General features: G+C 50.4%; 16 protein-coding genes and 1 other RNA gene. 11 read left to right on the top strand and 6 right to left on the bottom strand.

Features of this window, described 5'->3' with window-relative positions; translation table 11 throughout:
* Nucleotides 1-16 precede the first annotated feature (16 nt).
* A complete protein-coding gene (locus tag R8806_RS02610) occupies nucleotides 17-739 on the bottom strand; it encodes a hypothetical protein (RefSeq protein WP_151411457.1) in 723 nt (240 codons plus the stop codon).
* Between the two features lie 391 nt (nucleotides 740-1,130).
* On the opposite strand from R8806_RS02610, the gene R8806_RS02605 reads away from it, so the two are divergent.
* From R8806_RS02605 to R8806_RS02570, 8 genes are all read left to right on the top strand, one after another.
* Entirely contained in the window at nucleotides 1,131-1,460 is a 330-nt protein-coding gene (locus R8806_RS02605; protein ID WP_118305091.1) for an MGMT family protein, read from the top strand.
* A 425-nt stretch (nucleotides 1,461-1,885) separates the two neighbouring features.
* Nucleotides 1,886-2,086 (top strand): sulfur carrier protein ThiS, encoded by a 201-nt coding sequence (gene thiS, locus R8806_RS02600; protein ID WP_087419968.1) that lies wholly within the window; start codon nucleotides 1,886-1,888, stop codon nucleotides 2,084-2,086.
* Nucleotides 2,087-2,192: 106 nt separating this feature from the next.
* The gene (thiC, locus tag R8806_RS02595; protein WP_124317051.1) at nucleotides 2,193-3,953 is read left to right on the top strand and encodes a phosphomethylpyrimidine synthase ThiC; all 1,761 of its coding nucleotides are present in this window, start codon (nucleotides 2,193-2,195) and stop codon (nucleotides 3,951-3,953) included.
* An 18-nt stretch (nucleotides 3,954-3,971) separates the two neighbouring features.
* The gene (locus tag R8806_RS02590) at nucleotides 3,972-5,972 is read left to right on the top strand and encodes a thiamine phosphate synthase (protein WP_124317050.1); all 2,001 of its coding nucleotides are present in this window, start codon (nucleotides 3,972-3,974) and stop codon (nucleotides 5,970-5,972) included.
* A gap of 125 nt (nucleotides 5,973-6,097) precedes the next feature.
* Complete coding sequence (locus R8806_RS02585; RefSeq protein ID WP_034503127.1) at nucleotides 6,098-6,862, top strand: thiazole synthase; 765 nt, start codon at nucleotides 6,098-6,100, stop codon at nucleotides 6,860-6,862.
* A gap of 50 nt (nucleotides 6,863-6,912) precedes the next feature.
* Entirely contained in the window at nucleotides 6,913-8,022 is a 1,110-nt protein-coding gene (thiH, locus tag R8806_RS02580; protein WP_087419964.1) for a 2-iminoacetate synthase ThiH, read from the top strand.
* 137 nt (nucleotides 8,023-8,159) lie between these two features.
* Nucleotides 8,160-8,765, top strand: a complete 606-nt coding sequence (locus tag R8806_RS02575; RefSeq protein ID WP_027202688.1) for a recombinase family protein — start codon at nucleotides 8,160-8,162, stop codon at nucleotides 8,763-8,765.
* A gap of 33 nt (nucleotides 8,766-8,798) precedes the next feature.
* Nucleotides 8,799-9,545, top strand: a complete 747-nt coding sequence (locus tag R8806_RS02570; RefSeq protein ID WP_151411456.1) for a HesA/MoeB/ThiF family protein — start codon at nucleotides 8,799-8,801, stop codon at nucleotides 9,543-9,545.
* Nucleotides 9,546-9,574: 29 nt separating this feature from the next.
* Here the strand turns inward: R8806_RS02570 and R8806_RS02565 are convergent, their stop codons facing one another.
* The 5 genes from R8806_RS02565 to R8806_RS02545 all read right to left on the bottom strand — a co-directional run bounded on the left by R8806_RS02565 (nucleotide 9,575) and on the right by R8806_RS02545 (nucleotide 14,019).
* A complete protein-coding gene (locus tag R8806_RS02565; protein ID WP_124318218.1) occupies nucleotides 9,575-10,873 on the bottom strand; it encodes a glucose-6-phosphate isomerase in 1,299 nt (432 codons plus the stop codon).
* A 19-nt stretch (nucleotides 10,874-10,892) separates the two neighbouring features.
* Nucleotides 10,893-11,483 carry a bifunctional nuclease family protein gene (locus R8806_RS02560; protein ID WP_124318219.1) on the bottom strand — a complete coding sequence of 197 codons (591 nt, stop codon included), beginning with the start codon at nucleotides 11,481-11,483 and terminating at the stop codon, nucleotides 10,893-10,895.
* 89 nt (nucleotides 11,484-11,572) lie between these two features.
* The gene (locus R8806_RS02555) at nucleotides 11,573-12,784 is read right to left on the bottom strand and encodes an L-serine ammonia-lyase (RefSeq protein WP_124318220.1); all 1,212 of its coding nucleotides are present in this window, start codon (nucleotides 12,782-12,784) and stop codon (nucleotides 11,573-11,575) included.
* A 125-nt stretch (nucleotides 12,785-12,909) separates the two neighbouring features.
* Nucleotides 12,910-13,256, bottom strand: an RNA gene (gene rnpB / locus R8806_RS02550) — RNase P RNA component class A.
* A 172-nt stretch (nucleotides 13,257-13,428) separates the two neighbouring features.
* Nucleotides 13,429-14,019 carry a YqgE/AlgH family protein gene (locus tag R8806_RS02545; RefSeq protein ID WP_124317337.1) on the bottom strand — a complete coding sequence of 197 codons (591 nt, stop codon included), beginning with the start codon at nucleotides 14,017-14,019 and terminating at the stop codon, nucleotides 13,429-13,431.
* Nucleotides 14,020-14,092: 73 nt separating this feature from the next.
* Here R8806_RS02545 and R8806_RS02540 point away from each other — a divergent pair, with 73 nt between their 5' ends.
* From R8806_RS02540 to R8806_RS02530, 3 genes are all read left to right on the top strand, one after another.
* On the top strand, nucleotides 14,093-14,689 hold the full coding sequence (locus R8806_RS02540; protein ID WP_124317338.1) for a DUF4294 domain-containing protein: 597 nt from the start codon (nucleotides 14,093-14,095) through the stop codon (nucleotides 14,687-14,689).
* Nucleotides 14,690-14,759: 70 nt separating this feature from the next.
* A complete protein-coding gene (gene holA / locus R8806_RS02535; protein WP_087419957.1) occupies nucleotides 14,760-15,770 on the top strand; it encodes a DNA polymerase III subunit delta in 1,011 nt (336 codons plus the stop codon).
* 66 nt (nucleotides 15,771-15,836) lie between these two features.
* A complete protein-coding gene (locus R8806_RS02530) occupies nucleotides 15,837-16,328 on the top strand; it encodes a D-glycero-alpha-D-manno-heptose-1,7-bisphosphate 7-phosphatase (RefSeq protein WP_124317339.1) in 492 nt (163 codons plus the stop codon).
* Nucleotides 16,329-16,346 lie beyond the last annotated feature (18 nt).

Raw genomic sequence — 16,346 nt, 5'->3', positions numbered from 1 at the left:
CATTCAAGGTGCGATCTCACCCTAGAATCTCGTCAACGTCGCGGGCGACACGGAGATAGACGGAAGTGGAAAACTCGTCCTGCCCGAAACCCGCCACGTAGGGATAAAGGTGGACAATCTCGTCCGGGGAGAGGGGCTTGCCGGTTGCCGTCACGGGATCGGGCAGCGTGAACGTGGCTACCCGTCCGGCACGGGTGACGTTGGGCAAGTGAAGCACGCGGGGCGCGTCGGGCAAGGAATCGTAGAAGTAGCCGATGACAAGCGTATCCTTGTCCCTCGTCTCGTTGGGGACGCCGTGGGGTCGCCACTCGATGGTGATCTCCCAGCCGCGACGGGTGACGCGGGTGAAGAGCGGCACGGCGAGCCACCCGACGCTGAATATAAAGGCGCGGAAGTTCGCCACGCCGTTCTCGTCGCACGCGGTGCCGTTGACCTTGTGGCAGAGATTCGCGGGAGTCATGTTCGTTGCCTTCGCGAGGGACACCCACGCGTTGAGGTCCCGCAGCTTTCGCGTGAGGATTTTCACGAGCCGCGACACGAGGGCGAACACGCTGGACCGCTGGCGCTGGTTCAAGGTACGGGCGGCGCGGCGGCGGTCACGTTCCTCCCTCGACCCGGGGGGGCGTTTGCTACTGCAATGGCATACTTTACCTTTCCGGTAGTACGTGGTCACCCCGTCGCAACGGGTGGTTTCCGGTCGCTTGCCGGCCGGCCGCGTGATTTTTTTCTTCTTTTTCATAACACCTCCTTGTTAAACGTTCCTGTAATCCTCCAACAATGCTTAAAGGCACCTTAACAACAAATATACTAAATTTTCGTTAAATTACCAAATCATGCATGGTAAGTGTTCGCTTTTACATCGAACACTTGTCGAACACTTATCGAACACTTGTCGAACACTTACCGAATGACTACCGAAGGTGACGTTAACCTACAGTGAAGATAACCAGCATCTTACACGAAAACTGGCAGGAATTCCATTATTTATTACTTTTGTCAAGAAAAAAGGCTCTATGTATACCCCCGCGCGTTCCTTGATTTTCCACCTTCATGCCCTGACACGAAACGAGCCTGCACGAGCTATTGTTACCGATAAATTTAATACCTTTACGCTGGAGCAAGAATTGAATATGGACGAAACATTACGGGAATTTTTCAACGACGTGTACGAGATCACCCGGCAGATCCCGCGGGGAAAAGTACTCACCTACGGCAGGATCGCCGCGCTGGCGGGACGACCGCAACACGCCCGGTGGGTAGGCCGGGCAATGGCACAATCCCCGGACGACAAGACGCTCCCCTGCCACCGTGTCGTGAACAGTGCCGGACAGACCGCACCGGGATGGACCGAACAACGGACGCTACTCGAAAACGAAGGGGTCACCTTCCGTCCCAACGGCCACGTGGACATGAAAAAACATTTGTGGGAAATCCTATCAGCCGATGAAGTCACAAGTTAAGGGGTAGCATCTCCTGTAACTTTTTAATACTTGTCGTTGCAGGTATTAAAATTTATCCGTAGCTTTGCCATGAGATATTCTGAAGGGGTGCCTAAGAAGCGAGGGATTTTCCCGACACTTCTACCTGCCGCGAGAAGGCAGGGTAATACAACGGGCTGAGATTATACCCATGAACCTGATCCGGGTAATGCCGGCGGAGGGAAAGAGTTATAATACAAGCTGGATTTCATTGTAGACTTCCCGGAGGATTGAAAAAAGTTTAGAATTTAGAGTTTAAAATTTAGAGTGGACTACCCCCTCTGGCTCCCCCTTGCACAGGGGGAGAAACGGACGCGAGAAACGCCACAATGTTACAATGTAGCGAGTTCTCCCCCTGTGTAAGTGGGAGCTAGAGGGGGTAGTTAGAAGTTAAAAATTTATATACAATGCAAGTATTTATAAACGACAAATCCTTCGAATGCGCCCCCGGCACGACACTCCCCGAAGTACTGGAAGCCAACGCCATCCCGACGGGCAACATTGCCATCGCCGTGGATTTCAACGTCATTCCCCGTCCCGACTGGGGTAAAACCGTGCTTCAAGATGGTAGCAAAATTATCATCATCAAGGCAGTACAGGGAGGATGAATCAATTGAAAATGGAAAATTGAAAATGGAAAATGAAATTCCCCGTTTTCAAGCACGTCCACTGTAATTTTCAATTGTCAATTGTCAATTTTCAATTAAATAAGATATGAGCCAAGAATTTACCATTTCAAGCGGCCCGCTACCCGGGTCGGAAAAGATTTACGTGAAGGGCGAGATGTTTGACATCGAGGTGCCGATGCGCCGGATTAACCTCACGCCCACGGTTGACACGGACGGGACGAAGATCGAGAATGAGCCTGTCGTGGTTTACGATACATCGGGACCTTACACGGACCCGAACTACACGGTGGACTTGCACAAGGGACTGCCCAAGATCCGGGAACAATGGATTGCCGACCGGAATGACACCGTGAAACTGGAAGGACTGAGTTCCGAGTACGGCCGGGCACGCCAAAATGATCGCTCGCTCGATGCCTTGCGCTTCGAACACGTGAACACCACGCCGAGAGTGGCGAAACCGGGACACCGCGTGTCGCAGATGTACTACGCCCGTCAGGGAATCATCACCCCGGAAATGGAATACATCGCCATCCGCGAGAACCAGATGGTCGACAAGATCCGGGAGACCTACAAGAAAGAGAAAGGCGAGCCGCTGGGCGCGAACTTCCCGGAATATATCACCCCGGAATTCGTGCGTCAGGAAGTGGCCGCCGGGCGGGCCATCATCCCCGCGAATATCAACCACCCGGAGAGCGAGCCGATGATCATCGGGCGTAACTTCCTCGTGAAGATCAACGCCAACATCGGGAACTCCCCCATCACCTCGTCTATTTCCGAGGAAGTGGAAAAAGCCGTGTGGGCCTTCCGCTGGGGAGCCGACACGATCATGGACCTGTCAACCGGGAAAAACATCCACGAGACACGCGAGTGGATCATCCGTAACTCGCCCGTACCCGTGGGAACCGTGCCATTGTACCAAGCACTGGAAAAGGTGCGGGGCAAGGTGGAAGACCTCACGTGGGAGATTTACCGCGACACGCTCATCGAGCAAGCCGAGCAAGGCGTGGACTACTTCACGATCCATGCCGGGCTACGCTGGCATCACGTGCCGCTGACGCTGAAACGCCTCACGGGAATCGTGTCCCGCGGGGGAGCCATCATGGCACACTGGTGTACGACCCACAAACAAGAAAGTTTCTTGTACGAGCATTTCGAGGACATCTGCGAGATTCTTGCCAAATACGACGTCGGGGTATCCATCGGTGACGGGTTGCGTCCCGGTTGCATCGCCGACTCGAACGACGAGGCACAGCTTGCCGAGTTGAAAACGCTGGGAGAACTGGCCCGGGTGGCTTCCAAGCATGACGTGCAAGTGATCATCGAGGGACCGGGACACGTGCCGATGCAGAAAATCCGGGAAAATATGCGGCTAGAGCAAGAATGGTGTGACGAAGCCCCGTTCTACACCCTCGGACCGCTCGTGACGGACATCGCCCCCGGCTACGACCACATCACCTCCGCCATCGGTGGTGCCATGATCGGCTGGTTCGGGACATCCATGCTCTGCTACGTGACCCAGAAGGAACACCTCGGACTGCCGAACCGGGACGACGTGAAAGAAGGCGTGATTACCTTCAAACTCGCCGCCCACGCCGCCGACCTTGCCAAGGGACACCCCGCCGCTTACTACCGGGATTACGCCATGAGCAAGGCCCGTTTCGAGTTCCGATGGAAAGACCAGTTCCATCTCGCGCTGGATTCTGAAAAAGCCTTGCGTTTCCACGACGAGACGTTACCCGCCGAGGGACACAAAGAGGCTCATTTCTGCTCCATGTGCGGGGAACATTTCTGCTCCATGCGTGCCAGCGAGAAGTTGAGGAAAAAGATAAATGAACAAGAAGGATAGAGTTCAAACCACATACACATGATCGTAATCATCACCCCTCCCCGCACCCTGCCTGACGAAGAGCATATCGTGAACAAGCTCTTTGAAAGCGGATTGCACTTGCTGCACCTGCGAAAGCCGGGAGCAGACCGGGACACGCTGGAACGCTACATCCGGGGCATCCGGCCGCGTTTCCGGGAACGTGTCGTCCTGCACGACCACTTCGAACTGGCAGAAGAGTACGGGTTAAGAGGGATTCACCTGAAATACAACGAGGCACGGACGTTCACCGGACGGGATCGACTCGCCCACGTGAGCGTGTCGTGTCACTCCTTCGAGGAAATCGACGCCTTGCCTTTCGAGCCGAACTACGTCTTTCTCAGCCCGGTATTTGACAGCATTTCCAAACAGGGATACCCGTCGGCCTTCGCCCCGAAATACCTGAAGGAAAACTTACAAAAGAGACGCGTACCCGTAATCGCTTTGGGAGGTATCACCGCGGAAAAAGTCGCGGAATGCCGGAAAATGGGATTCCGCGGGGTCGCCTTGCTGGGACACGTGTGGGAACAGCCGTCGGAGGCCGTTGCCCGTTTCACCAACATCTTGCCCGACGAGGTGCTAAGTATTGCCGGATTTGACCAAAGTTCCGGGGCCGGGGTGACGGCTGACATCAAAACGTTCGAAAGTTGCCGGGTATATGGACTTGGAACGAGCAGTTCCATCACCTTCCAGAATCAAAACACGTACCTCGGGACGAAGTGGCTCACGCCGGACGAGATCATCCGGCAATGCGAAGTCCTGTTCCGGGAGTTCAGCCCCACTTACGTCAAGATCGGGTTGATCGAAAGTTTCGACACGCTGGAACAAGTGGTGAACTATCTCCGGACGGCTCTCCCCAAGGTAAGGATTATCTGGGACCCGATACTGAAAGCCAGCGCCGGATTCCAGTTCCATGACGGGGAGAATCTAACTCAGTTGCAGGATATACTTCGAAAGATATACCTGATTACCCCGAACACGGACGAGCTGAAAACACTTTTCGGGAATCACCCGGACGTGGAAAGCCTGCAAGCGCTGGCCCGCAGCCTGAAACTCAACATCCTCTGGAAAGGCGGTCATAACGACGGGGCGCTGGCCTCCGACCGACTGGTCACCCCAGACAAGGTGTACACCTTCTCGGTGACACGGGCAAGACACGGGAAACACGGGACGGGATGCGTTCTTTCCTCGGCCATCGCCTCGTATCTCACGCTCGGCTATCCCCTCCCCGACGCTTGTCGGCTGGGGCAGCACTACGTGGCGGGATTTATCCGCTCTAACGACACGAACCTAGGGATGCATAACCGCGTGGAAAGCACCGCCCCGGAAGTTGACTTGTACCGGATTCCCTTGCAATACATCACCGACTACAAGGAAGGAGTTTCTATTCCCGAACAGGTGGAGGCCGTGTGCAAGGGAGGGTGTCGATGGGTGCAACTACGGATGAAAGAGGCTGACCGGGAAGAGTTTATCCGTGTCGGACGCACCGTGAAAGAGATTTGCAAACGTCACGGGGCCTTGTTCCTTGTCAATGACAACGTGGACATCGCCCTTGAGCTGGATGCCGACGGGGTACACTTGGGAAAAGAGGACATGAATCCCCTTGAAGCCCGCCGGATTCTCGGTTACTCGAAGATCATCGGGGGAACGTGCAACACGTTTGAAGACGTGGTGACCCGTTTTCGTCAACAGGTAGACTATATCGGTCTGGGCCCGTTCACGTACACCTCGACGAAAAAGCGTCTCAGCCCGGTCCTCGGTCTCGAAGGTTACCGAAAGATCATGGAAGCCTGCCGGGAAGAGGGCATCTATCTCCCCGTCCACGCCATCGGAGGCATCCGGGAGGATGACATTCAACCGATATTAAGCACGGGAGTAACGGGCATCGCCCTCTCCTCCTTGCTGAAAAATAGCGAGGATATAACGGGAAAGACGAGAGAAACGGTAGAACAATTGAATATAAAAGAACTCCCTCCCCCCTTCGGGGTACTCCCTCTATAAACAGAGGGAGAGTTGAGTTACTCTTCATCTTTGGGAAGAGTCACCAGCTCCTCCTCTGTTTATAGAGGAGGTGGCAGCGAAGCTGACGGAGGAGTTCAATCTAAAATTTAAAATCTAAAATTAGTATGGCTTTAAAAATAGCAGACAAAGAATTTACCTCACGCTTATTTACCGGAACCGGTAAATTCGCATCGAATCAACTGATGGAAGATGCCATCTTGGCATCCGAATCACAACTCGTAACCGTCGCGCTGAAACGCGTGAACATGGACGGTAAGGATGATGATATTCTGGCTCATCTGAAAGCACCTCATATCACCTTGTTACCCAATACTTCCGGCGTGAGAACCGCCAAAGAGGCCGTGTTCGCCGCACAACTGGCGAGAGAAGCTCTCGGCACGAACTGGCTAAAACTGGAAATACATCCCGATCCCAAGTACCTGTTGCCGGACCCGATTGAAACCCTGAAAGCGACCGAGGAATTGGCAAAGCTGGGATTCGTGGTGTTACCCTACATTCAAGCCGATCCGGTACTTTGCAAACACCTTGAAAATGCCGGGGCCGCCACCGTGATGCCGTTAGGTGCACCGATCGGCACGAACAAAGGGCTGGTGACCCGCGACCTGCTGGAGATCATCATTGAACAGAGTAACGTCCCGGTAATCGTGGATGCCGGAATCGGGGCTCCCTCCCACGCCGCCGCTGCCATGGAAATGGGTGCTGCCGCAGTGCTGGTGAATACCGCTATCGCCGTATCGCCTAACCCGGTAGAAATGGGACGGGCATTTAAACTGGCCGTGGAGGCCGGACGCATGGCATTCGAGGCAAAACTTGCCAAACAATACCGCCACGCACAGGCCAGCTCCCCGTTAACGGCATTTTTGGATTAAATGAGTTCATAAGGTTTACAAACCTTACAAACTATTAAAACATCAAGTAAATGACTTCATTTTACGATACCTTGAAAACCTACGACTGGGACGATGTGAAACAGAACATCATGGATAAGTCGAAAAACGATGCTATCGCGGCAATCAATAACCCGCATCGCACGTTAGATGATTTTATGGCATTGATCTCCCCGGCAGCAACACCGTTACTGGAGGACATGGCCGTGGAAGCTAACCGTCTGACTCTGGAAAGATTCGGGAACACGATCCAGTTGTACATTCCCCTGTACGTTTCCAATTACTGCACGAATTTCTGCGTGTACTGCGGTTTCAACCACGATAACGATATTCACCGGAAAATGCTTACTCTCGAAGAGGTACAGGCGGAAACCGACGTCATTACCGGGTGGGGATTCAAGCACCTGCTGCTCGTGTCGGGCGAGGCGCCTGCCGTGACCACGGTGGACTACTACGAGAAAGTGATCCGTGCGGTACGGGACAAGTTCTCGCAAATCGCCCTTGAAGTGCAACCTCTCGACACGGACGACTACGCCCGGTTACACGAGGCCGGGTTGAGCTTCGTATGCGTGTACCAAGAAACGTATAACGAACAACAATATCCCAAGTACCACCCCAAGGGACGGAAGGCAAATTACCGCTACCGTTTGGAAACTCCCGACAGGGTATGCACGGCCGGGGTTCAGAAAATGGGAATCGGGGCATTGCTCGGTCTGGAAGACTGGCGCACCGACTCGTTCTTCACGGCCCTGCACTTGAAATACCTGGAAAGGACCTACTGGCGCTCCAAGTACTCGATCTCTCTTCCCCGCCTGCGGCCACACGCCGGGGCCTTCATGCCGAAAGACCCGATCAACGACAAGCAGATGGTGCAACTGATATGCGCCTACCGTTTGCTCGACCAGCAGGCCGAAATCTCCGTGTCCACGCGGGAAAGCCGGGAGTTCCGGGATCACGTGATGCACCTAGGAGCCACGTCCATGAGTGCCGGATCAAGCACGGAGCCGGGCGGGTACGTCGTTCCCCACAAGGAACTGGAACAATTTGCCATCAACGATAACCGTACCCCACAAGAGATGGTCGAGGCCATCAAAGCACAAGGGTATGAACCCGTGTGGAAAGATTGGGACGCTTGGATGTAGTTAATAATAATAGGGTTTGGTAGCCGCCAAACCTTATTATTATATGTTTGCTAACTTCTTTTAACTTTTGAAAAACAATAAATATTCTTCTCCTTTTGTTACGTTTGTCTTTTTAATACTCTAAAATCATTTTAATTATGGTAGTTGCATATTTGCGAGTCAGCACAAACAAACAACATTTGGAAAACCAGCAGGAGGAGATCAAGAAATTTGCAGCCCACCGGGGACTTGATATTGACAAGTGGTATCATGACGTTGTCAGTGGAAAAGTACATAGTAATGACCGAAAACTAGGTGATCTTCTAGAATCTTTGCAGGAAGGTGATTGCCTTATCGTCACGGAAGTTTCGCGATTGAGCAGGACATTGATTGACATCATGAATATCATCAATACCTGTATTCAACGTAAAATTGTTCTTCATAGCACGAAAGAAGGGTACACTTTCGAGAATAACCTGAACAGTAAAATCCTGGGATTCGCATTCGGGTTAGTCGCGGAAATCGAACGTAATCTTATATCCATCCGGACAAGAGAGGCTCTCGCGGTAAGAAAGGCCGAGGGAAAAAAACTAGGGCGCCCGTATGGCAGTTGTCCGCAGTTGAACGTGTTGATACAAAACAAGGAGAAGATTATCGAACTCATGGATAACAGCGTACCTTACAAGAAAATAGCCAAGAAATACAAAGTATCCATCTGCACCGTCAACCGATTTGTCAAACAACACATTAACGAAAGCAAGTAACAAGAGTAGAACAAATTAGAATTTTCATTACCGATGCCACTGACCAATCAAGAACAAGAACGTTATAATCGACACATTATCCTACACGACATTAGAATTCAAGGACAAGAAAAAATTAAAGAAACGAGCATACTGGTCGTAGGAGCCGGGGGATTAGGCTCACCTATATTATATTACCTCACGGCAGCAGGAATCGGCCATATCGGCATCATGGACGACGATGTTGTTTCAGAATCCAACCTGCAACGCCAAATATTATACGACACGACTCACGTGGGAACCCCGAAAGTCACCGTCGCCGCCACGAAATTAAAACAATTAAATCCATTCACCCGGATTACACCATATTTTACCCGGTTATCACTGGATAACGCACTGGAAATCATTCCCGAATACGATATTGTCATGGACGCGACAGATAATCTCCACGCCCGTTACCTGATTAATGACGCTTGCGTGAAGCTGGGAAAACCGTTCGTTTACGGCAGCATTTGCGAGTTCAGCGGGCAAGTGTCCGTGTTCAATTACCAGAACGGCCCCACTTACCGGGATCTTTTCGAGTACAATGACGAGATCGAGAATTTCTCGCAACCGCTGGGTGTCATCGGGGCATTACCGGGAATTGTCGGTTCCCTTCAAGCGAACGAGGCAATTAAAATCATACTGGAGAAACCCGGCGTACTTTCCGGGAAATTACTGACTATTGATATATTGAATAACACGTACCTTACTTTTGCCATCCGAAAGAAGGAACGAGGGGAGGAATCTCTATTTAAATAAAAAGTGAACTGGCATTGCCAGTTCACTTTTTATTTTCTCTCGTACCCCGGCTTACCCAGCAACATGAACATATTGTTCTTATAGGCCTCCACGCCCGGCTGGTCGAAAGTATTCACCCCGAGTATACCACCGGAGATACCACAAGCCAGTTCGTAGAAATAGAATAGCTGACCCAAGTAGTACTCCGTCAGTTCCGGGATAATGACCCGGATATTCGGTACCCCACCATCCACGTGGGCGAGTTGGGTTCCCAGTTCGGCCATCTTGTTTACCTCATCGACGCGCTTACCGGCCAGATAATTCAGTTTATCAAGGTCATGGGCATCGCAAGGCACTTGCAAGCTGTATTTCGTTTTATCAATGGAAAGAACCGTCTCGAACAAATTGCGACGTCCTTCCTGTATGTATTGCCCCATGGAGTGCAAATCTGTCGTGAAGTCAACGCTGGCGGGGAATATACCCTTATTCTCCTTTCCCTCGCTTTCCCCGTAAAGCTGTTTCCACCATTCGGCAACATAATGCAATTTCGGGTTGAAGTTCACCGTGATCTCGATCACGTACCCCTTCTCGTAGAGCGCATTCCGAACGGCAGCGTATGTGGCGGAAAGCTCTGCCCCATTTTCCTTGCCATACGCCCGCATATCCACGGCACCTTTAACTAAAGCCCGGACGTCAAACCCGGCAATAGCCACGGGGAGCAATCCCACGGGGGTCAGCACGGAGTAGCGTCCCCCGACATTGTCCGGAATAACGAAAGTCTCGTACCCTTCCCGGTCCGACATCGTTCGCAAGGCTCCCTTTTTCTCGTCGGTAATGGCCACGATTCTCTCCCTTGCCACGGTAACTCCCTCTTGCTCGATCAGTTGATCCTTCAGTAAACGGAAAGCCACGGCAGGTTCGGTCGTGGTTCCCGATTTGGAAATCACACATATACCGAATTTCTTATCTTTGAGGAACGCCTGTAACTCGTATAGATAGTCCTCGCTCACGTTATTTCCCGCGAAAACAACTTTCGTACCGGAATAAGCATCAAAACTACCGGACATGGCCTCGATCACCGCTTTGGCTCCCAAGTAAGATCCCCCGATGCCCACGATGACAACAACATCGGTTTGCTCCCTTAACTTGTTGGCACAAGCGGAAATACGATTCAATTCATCATCCGTGATGTGGACGGGTAGATCGAGCCAACCCAAAAAGTCACTCCCTTTACAAGTTCCGTCTTCCAAGCCCTTTAGAGCCTTTGTTGCTTTTTCTCGTTGCACGGCGATCTCTTCTTCCCCTACAAACGATAACACCTTCGAGTAGTCAAGTTTTATGCGATCCATTGTTTTCATGTTTTATATATTATTCCTCTTTCCTAGCTTTCAGCATATCCCTGAAGCGAGAGGCACTCTCGTAATCCTCGTTCTTCACGGCCTCATCCAGTAAACGGGTTAATTCTTCTATCGTGAAGTTATACTCGGTTGTTTCGGATTTCTCCGGTTCAACAGGCTTTTGCCCGCTAAATTCTCCCGTGGCCAGATCGGAGATCGGGATAGCTGTCTTGGCAATCACGCTGGCCGCAATATAAATCGGACAATTATAGCGCAAGGCCAAGGCGATGGCATCGGAAGTACGCGAATCAATCTTCAGCAGTTCCTCGCCATTCCTGAAACGCAGTTCTGAGTAAAAGATACCGGATTCCCAACGATATATATAAACCTCTTCCAGAACCACACCCAGACTATCCGCCAGACTCTTCATCAAATCGTGCGTCAAGGGACGCTGTGAGTGCAGGTGTTCCATCTGTATGGCAATGGATTGAGCCTCCGCGATCCCTATAATGATGGGGATGCGGAAGGCATCATTCTCTTCCGCCAGAATCAGCGCGTACGCCCCGGTTTGTGACATACTCTGATAGGATAACCCGAAAACTTTTAACTTAATCCTGTCCATAAGCCTTGTATAACTTTAGGTCTACGATTTTCTATTCTTAGTTGTTACAATTAATGTACCATTCCGGCTCACCAACACCGGATTCGACGCTACGATTTTTTCAAGGGAGCCCTGTATATACGAGCCAGACCTCCGAGGCTTGTCTCGCGATACTTGGCCTGCATATCGCAACCCGTCTGCATCATGGTCTCCACCACGTCATCGAAAGACACCTTGTGCCGGCCATCCGAGAACAAAGAATAGATTGCACACTCCCGCGCTTTCTGCGAGATAAAGGCATTTCGCTCGATGCAGGGAATTTGCACATAACCGCCCACGGGATCGCAAGTCAAACCTAAGTTATGCTCGAATCCCATTTCCGCAGCGTACTCGATCTGCATCGGGGAACCTCCCAAAATCTGGGCCGCCGCACCGGCTGCCATTGCGCAAGCCGTTCCCAGTTCTCCCTGACATCCTACCTCGGCACCGGAAATAGAACCGTTGGTCTTCACGATGTTACCAATCAATCCAGCCGTGGCCAAACCTTTTATAATTCGTTTATCACTAATCTCCTGATCGTGTTTCAAAAAGAACAACACGGAAGGTACGACCCCGGCCGACCCGCACGTGGGAGCCGTCACGATCTTACCTCCTGCCGCATTCTCTTCGGCAACTGCCAAAGCGGCAGCAAATACCATTCCCATATGGCGCAGGGTACCTGCCGATTGCTGGGCCCGCACGTGGTAGGAACAAGCCTTGCGTGCCAACCGCAGGTTACCGGGTAACACACCCTCGTTTTCCAAGCCGTTATGAATACTTGTAACCATCACTTTCCAAACCTCTTCGAGATAGTCGAAGATTTCCGGTCCCTCGTGCAGTTCCACGTACTCCACGAAAGAGCGCCCCTCGGCCTTGCACCAGTCCAGTATATCCGTCATTTTCGTGTCGGGATAGACATCTTCCTCCTTGAAGGTTCCCAGTTCATCCCACAGGGCGCCACCTCCCACACTATATACCTCCCAACGATCCACGACTTCCCCGTTTCTTAAAGCCTCGAACAACATCCCGTTCGGATGATGGGGCAGGGATTTCGTGGACTCCCATATAATTTCCGTGTCGTCCGGCCGATTGATCATCTTCTGGATGGCAACATCCGTTCCGTGTCCCACTCCCGTCAATGCCAGACTCCCGTACAAGGTCACCCGGTAGCGCTCGGCATCCGGATTCTTTTCCTTGAAATAATACGCCGCCCGTCCCGGTCCCATCGTGTGACTGGAAGAAGGCCCGTACCCGATTCTAAATATTTCTCTGATTGATTTCACGTCCTAGTTATTGTTATAGATTTTATTAATTTACTGATTTATGATTTTAGATCAAGTGATTATACTAATGTTTTCCTGAATCATAAATCGTAGTTCATAAATTGCGAATTAATCGGTTTTCAATAAAAAAAGGCAGGCCTGTAAGCCGGGTTCTGTACCTTGCGGTTTCTATCATTTATCTACTCCGCAGATCACTCCGCAGCTCTAGCGACCTACCCCCTGACATCGGTCGGGCAAACCTAAGCGCCAGTGTACATGGTCTTGCAACTCGTGAGGTGTACGGCTACCCCGATCACCCGGGATACCGGTGGGCTCTTACCTCACCTTTTCACCCTTATTCCGCGAACGGAACGGTTATTTTCTGTTACACTACTGCCCCCTCTCGGAGACCTTCCCGTTAAGAAGCACGATGCCCTGCGTTGCCCGGACTTTCCTCTCTCCCTCGCGGGACAGCGATAGAACGGCCTGCCTTTATATTTTAGATTTAATGATTTTAGATTTTAGATTCCAACCGCACAAGGCCTATGCTTTAACTACTCCCTCTAACTCCCCCTTACACAGGGGGAGCCGGTAGGGGTAGTCCCCTCTAATCTCCAAACTCATCAAATCTTCTTCATTTTCAATTGTCAATTCTCAATTCTCAATTAATTAAGAATCGGGTCTTCCGGGAAATTCGCCCACAGCTTGTATCTTCCCCCCAGAGAACTCATGGCTTGTTCCCATAATCCCTCGTTCGGGATGGTAAACAGCGTGTCGGTAGGAATTGTCCCCACCATCCAAGAATTCTCCTTCAATTCATTCTCCAACTGGCTATCTGTCCAGCCACTATACCCTGCAAAGAAACGAATCTCTCCTTCCAATACCTTTCCGGCTTTCAACATCTCCGTCAAAGCCTTAAAATCACCTCCCCAATATATACCTTTCGCGATCTCTTCCGAGTCCGGTATGTCATTTCTCCGATGGATGTAATACAACTGATTACGCTCCACGGGACCACCAATGTACACGGGGAAATGTACGCCTTCGAGTTCTTTTACCAACTCGGAAGTCGTGTAAGGTAACGGCTTATTCAATACAAAACCCACGCTCCCGCTCGAATCATGTTCCACCATGTAGACCACGGAACGGTTAAAATATTTACCTTCCAGAAAAGGTTCTGCAATCAACACCTTTCCCACCTCAACACGGTCATCATTGTGACGTATCTGAAACAGATCCTGAAATTCCTTTTCCACTAATTAATATTTTTACAAGTCAAATATATCTACTAACTTTGTATTGATAAAGCGTTAATGCAAAGATATAAAAATGTGCAAAATATTTATCATATCACTCCTATCTTTATTTATTAACAGCTTTGCAACAGCGCAGAGTGTTGTCCCGTCCGTGATTATGGGCAGGGATACCGTACCCCATGTTCTTCTCCATGAAGTAGATGTCGTCGCCCGATTGAAGAATCCACGGAAATACGCCCGCCAGCAACAACGGAACCAAAGGATGGTTTATAACGTGAGAAAGGTGTTCCCGTACGCGAAAATAGCCGCCGCCAAGATCAACGAGATTGAAAATAAACTAGCGCAAACGGATTCCGAGGCAAAACGAAAACAGATTATCAAGAAAGAGTACAAGGAACTCATGCACACGTTCAAGCAACCGTTGATGAAACTGACCGTCACGCAAGGGAAGATTCTCGTTCGCTTGATCTACCGGGAAACAAACAACACGTCCTTCAATCACATCAAGGAGTACAAGGGTACGGTGAATGCCTATTTTTGGCAATCGCTGGCTCTGTTGTTCGGGAATAACCTGAAAGCCGATTACGAACCGAACGGGCGGGACCGCGAAATCGAGCAGATCGTGCGCTCGATCGAAAAGGGAGGCCCTTCTCACATCACCCGGCGATAAATCCTGTTCTTGGCACTAAAATTACCACTCTTTGATATGATCGGAATTTAAAGTTTATTACTTTTGCCTTATGAAATACGAAGAGATAGTTGCAGATTTAAAAGCAGGGAAATATGCCCCGATTTACTTTCTATCGGGGGAAGAGTCCTATTTTTTGGACGATATAGCGACACGCATCGAGAAAAACGCCCTCACGGAGGACGAGAAGGCGTTTAACCAAACGATATTGTACGGGAACGATGTCTCCATGACCACCGTGACCGATACGGCCCGCCGCTTTCCCATGATGTCACAACGTCAAGTTGTCATTGTCAAGGAGGCCCAGAATATCCGGGATTTCGAGAATTTACTGCCTTATATTGATCATCTTCAACCGACAACGATCCTCGTGTTTCTCTATAAAAACAAGAAACCGGATAAACGTAAAGGAGTTTTCAAAAAATTAAGCAGTTCTTCGCATTGCATCTATTTCGAGTCGGCCAAACTTTACGACAACAAGATCCCGGACTGGATTATTTCGTACTGCAAAGACAAGAAGTACATGATTTCACTGAAAGCCGCGGGTATTCTCGCAGAAAGTCTGGGGAACGATTTGAGCAAGGTGGCCAACGAACTGGACAAGCTCATGCTCCTACTTCCCGGTGGCGGTGAAATCAAGGAGAATCTGGTGGAAGAACACACGGGGATCAGCAAGGAATTCAACACGTTCGAACTCACGGCAGCCATCATACAGATGGATCACCTGAAAGCAAACCGTATCGTGAATTATTTCGAGGCTAACCCCAAGAACAACCCGCTGGTTCTCACGATCAGCATGTTGTTCCGGTACTTTCTGAACCTACTGACGTACCACTACCAGAAGAAAAGTACCCCAAACCAGCAAGAAATGGCCCGGTTACTGGGTATCAATCCCTATTTTCTGAAAGATTACACGGAAGGAGCGAAACGATATAACGCCATGAAATGTGCTAACATCATCTCTTGGTTACGGGAGTATGACCTCAAATCAAAAGGTGTCGGTAACGCAAACATTTCTGACGGTGAGCTTTTGAAGGAGCTAATATTTAAGATAATGCATTGAAATTTGCCCGTGGTGAATTTCAGGTTACAGGTTGACAAGTTACAAGTTGGAAAGATAAAATCTAAAATGAACAAGGCTATATTTCTGGATCGGGACGGAACCATTAATTCTGATGAAGGTCATTATTACATATATAAAGTTGAAGACTTCGTTTTCAATCCCGGTGTAATCGACGGAATTCGTCGACTGAACGAGGCGGGTTATTTGATTATCATAGTTACCAATCAAGGCGGGGTCGCTAAAGGGGAGTACTCGATCGAAGACGTGGACAACCTTCACGCTCATATGTGCAAGGAATTGGAAAAGCATGGGGCGCACGTGGATAAAATATACTACTGCCCTCATCACAGCAGCATTGCCCCCTGTAAATGCCGCAAACCATCGCCTTACATGATCGAACAGGCTATCCGGGAGTTTGACATCGACAAATCAGCCTCGTGGTTAATCGGGGATGGTTCACGGGACATCGAGGCGGCGGAGGCTGCCGGAATCCGGGGTATTAAAATACCTAAAAACAGTGACTTAACCCCGGTTATAGACTCCATTCTCAAGCAATAAGAAGGTTAACGATACGTC

Origin of the sequence: Butyricimonas faecihominis, from assembly GCF_033096445.1 — a bacterium.
In the GTDB taxonomy this organism is placed as follows: Bacteria; Bacteroidota; Bacteroidia; order Bacteroidales; family Marinifilaceae; genus Butyricimonas; species Butyricimonas faecihominis.
This window is presented reverse-complemented; position numbering and strand designations above follow the sequence as displayed.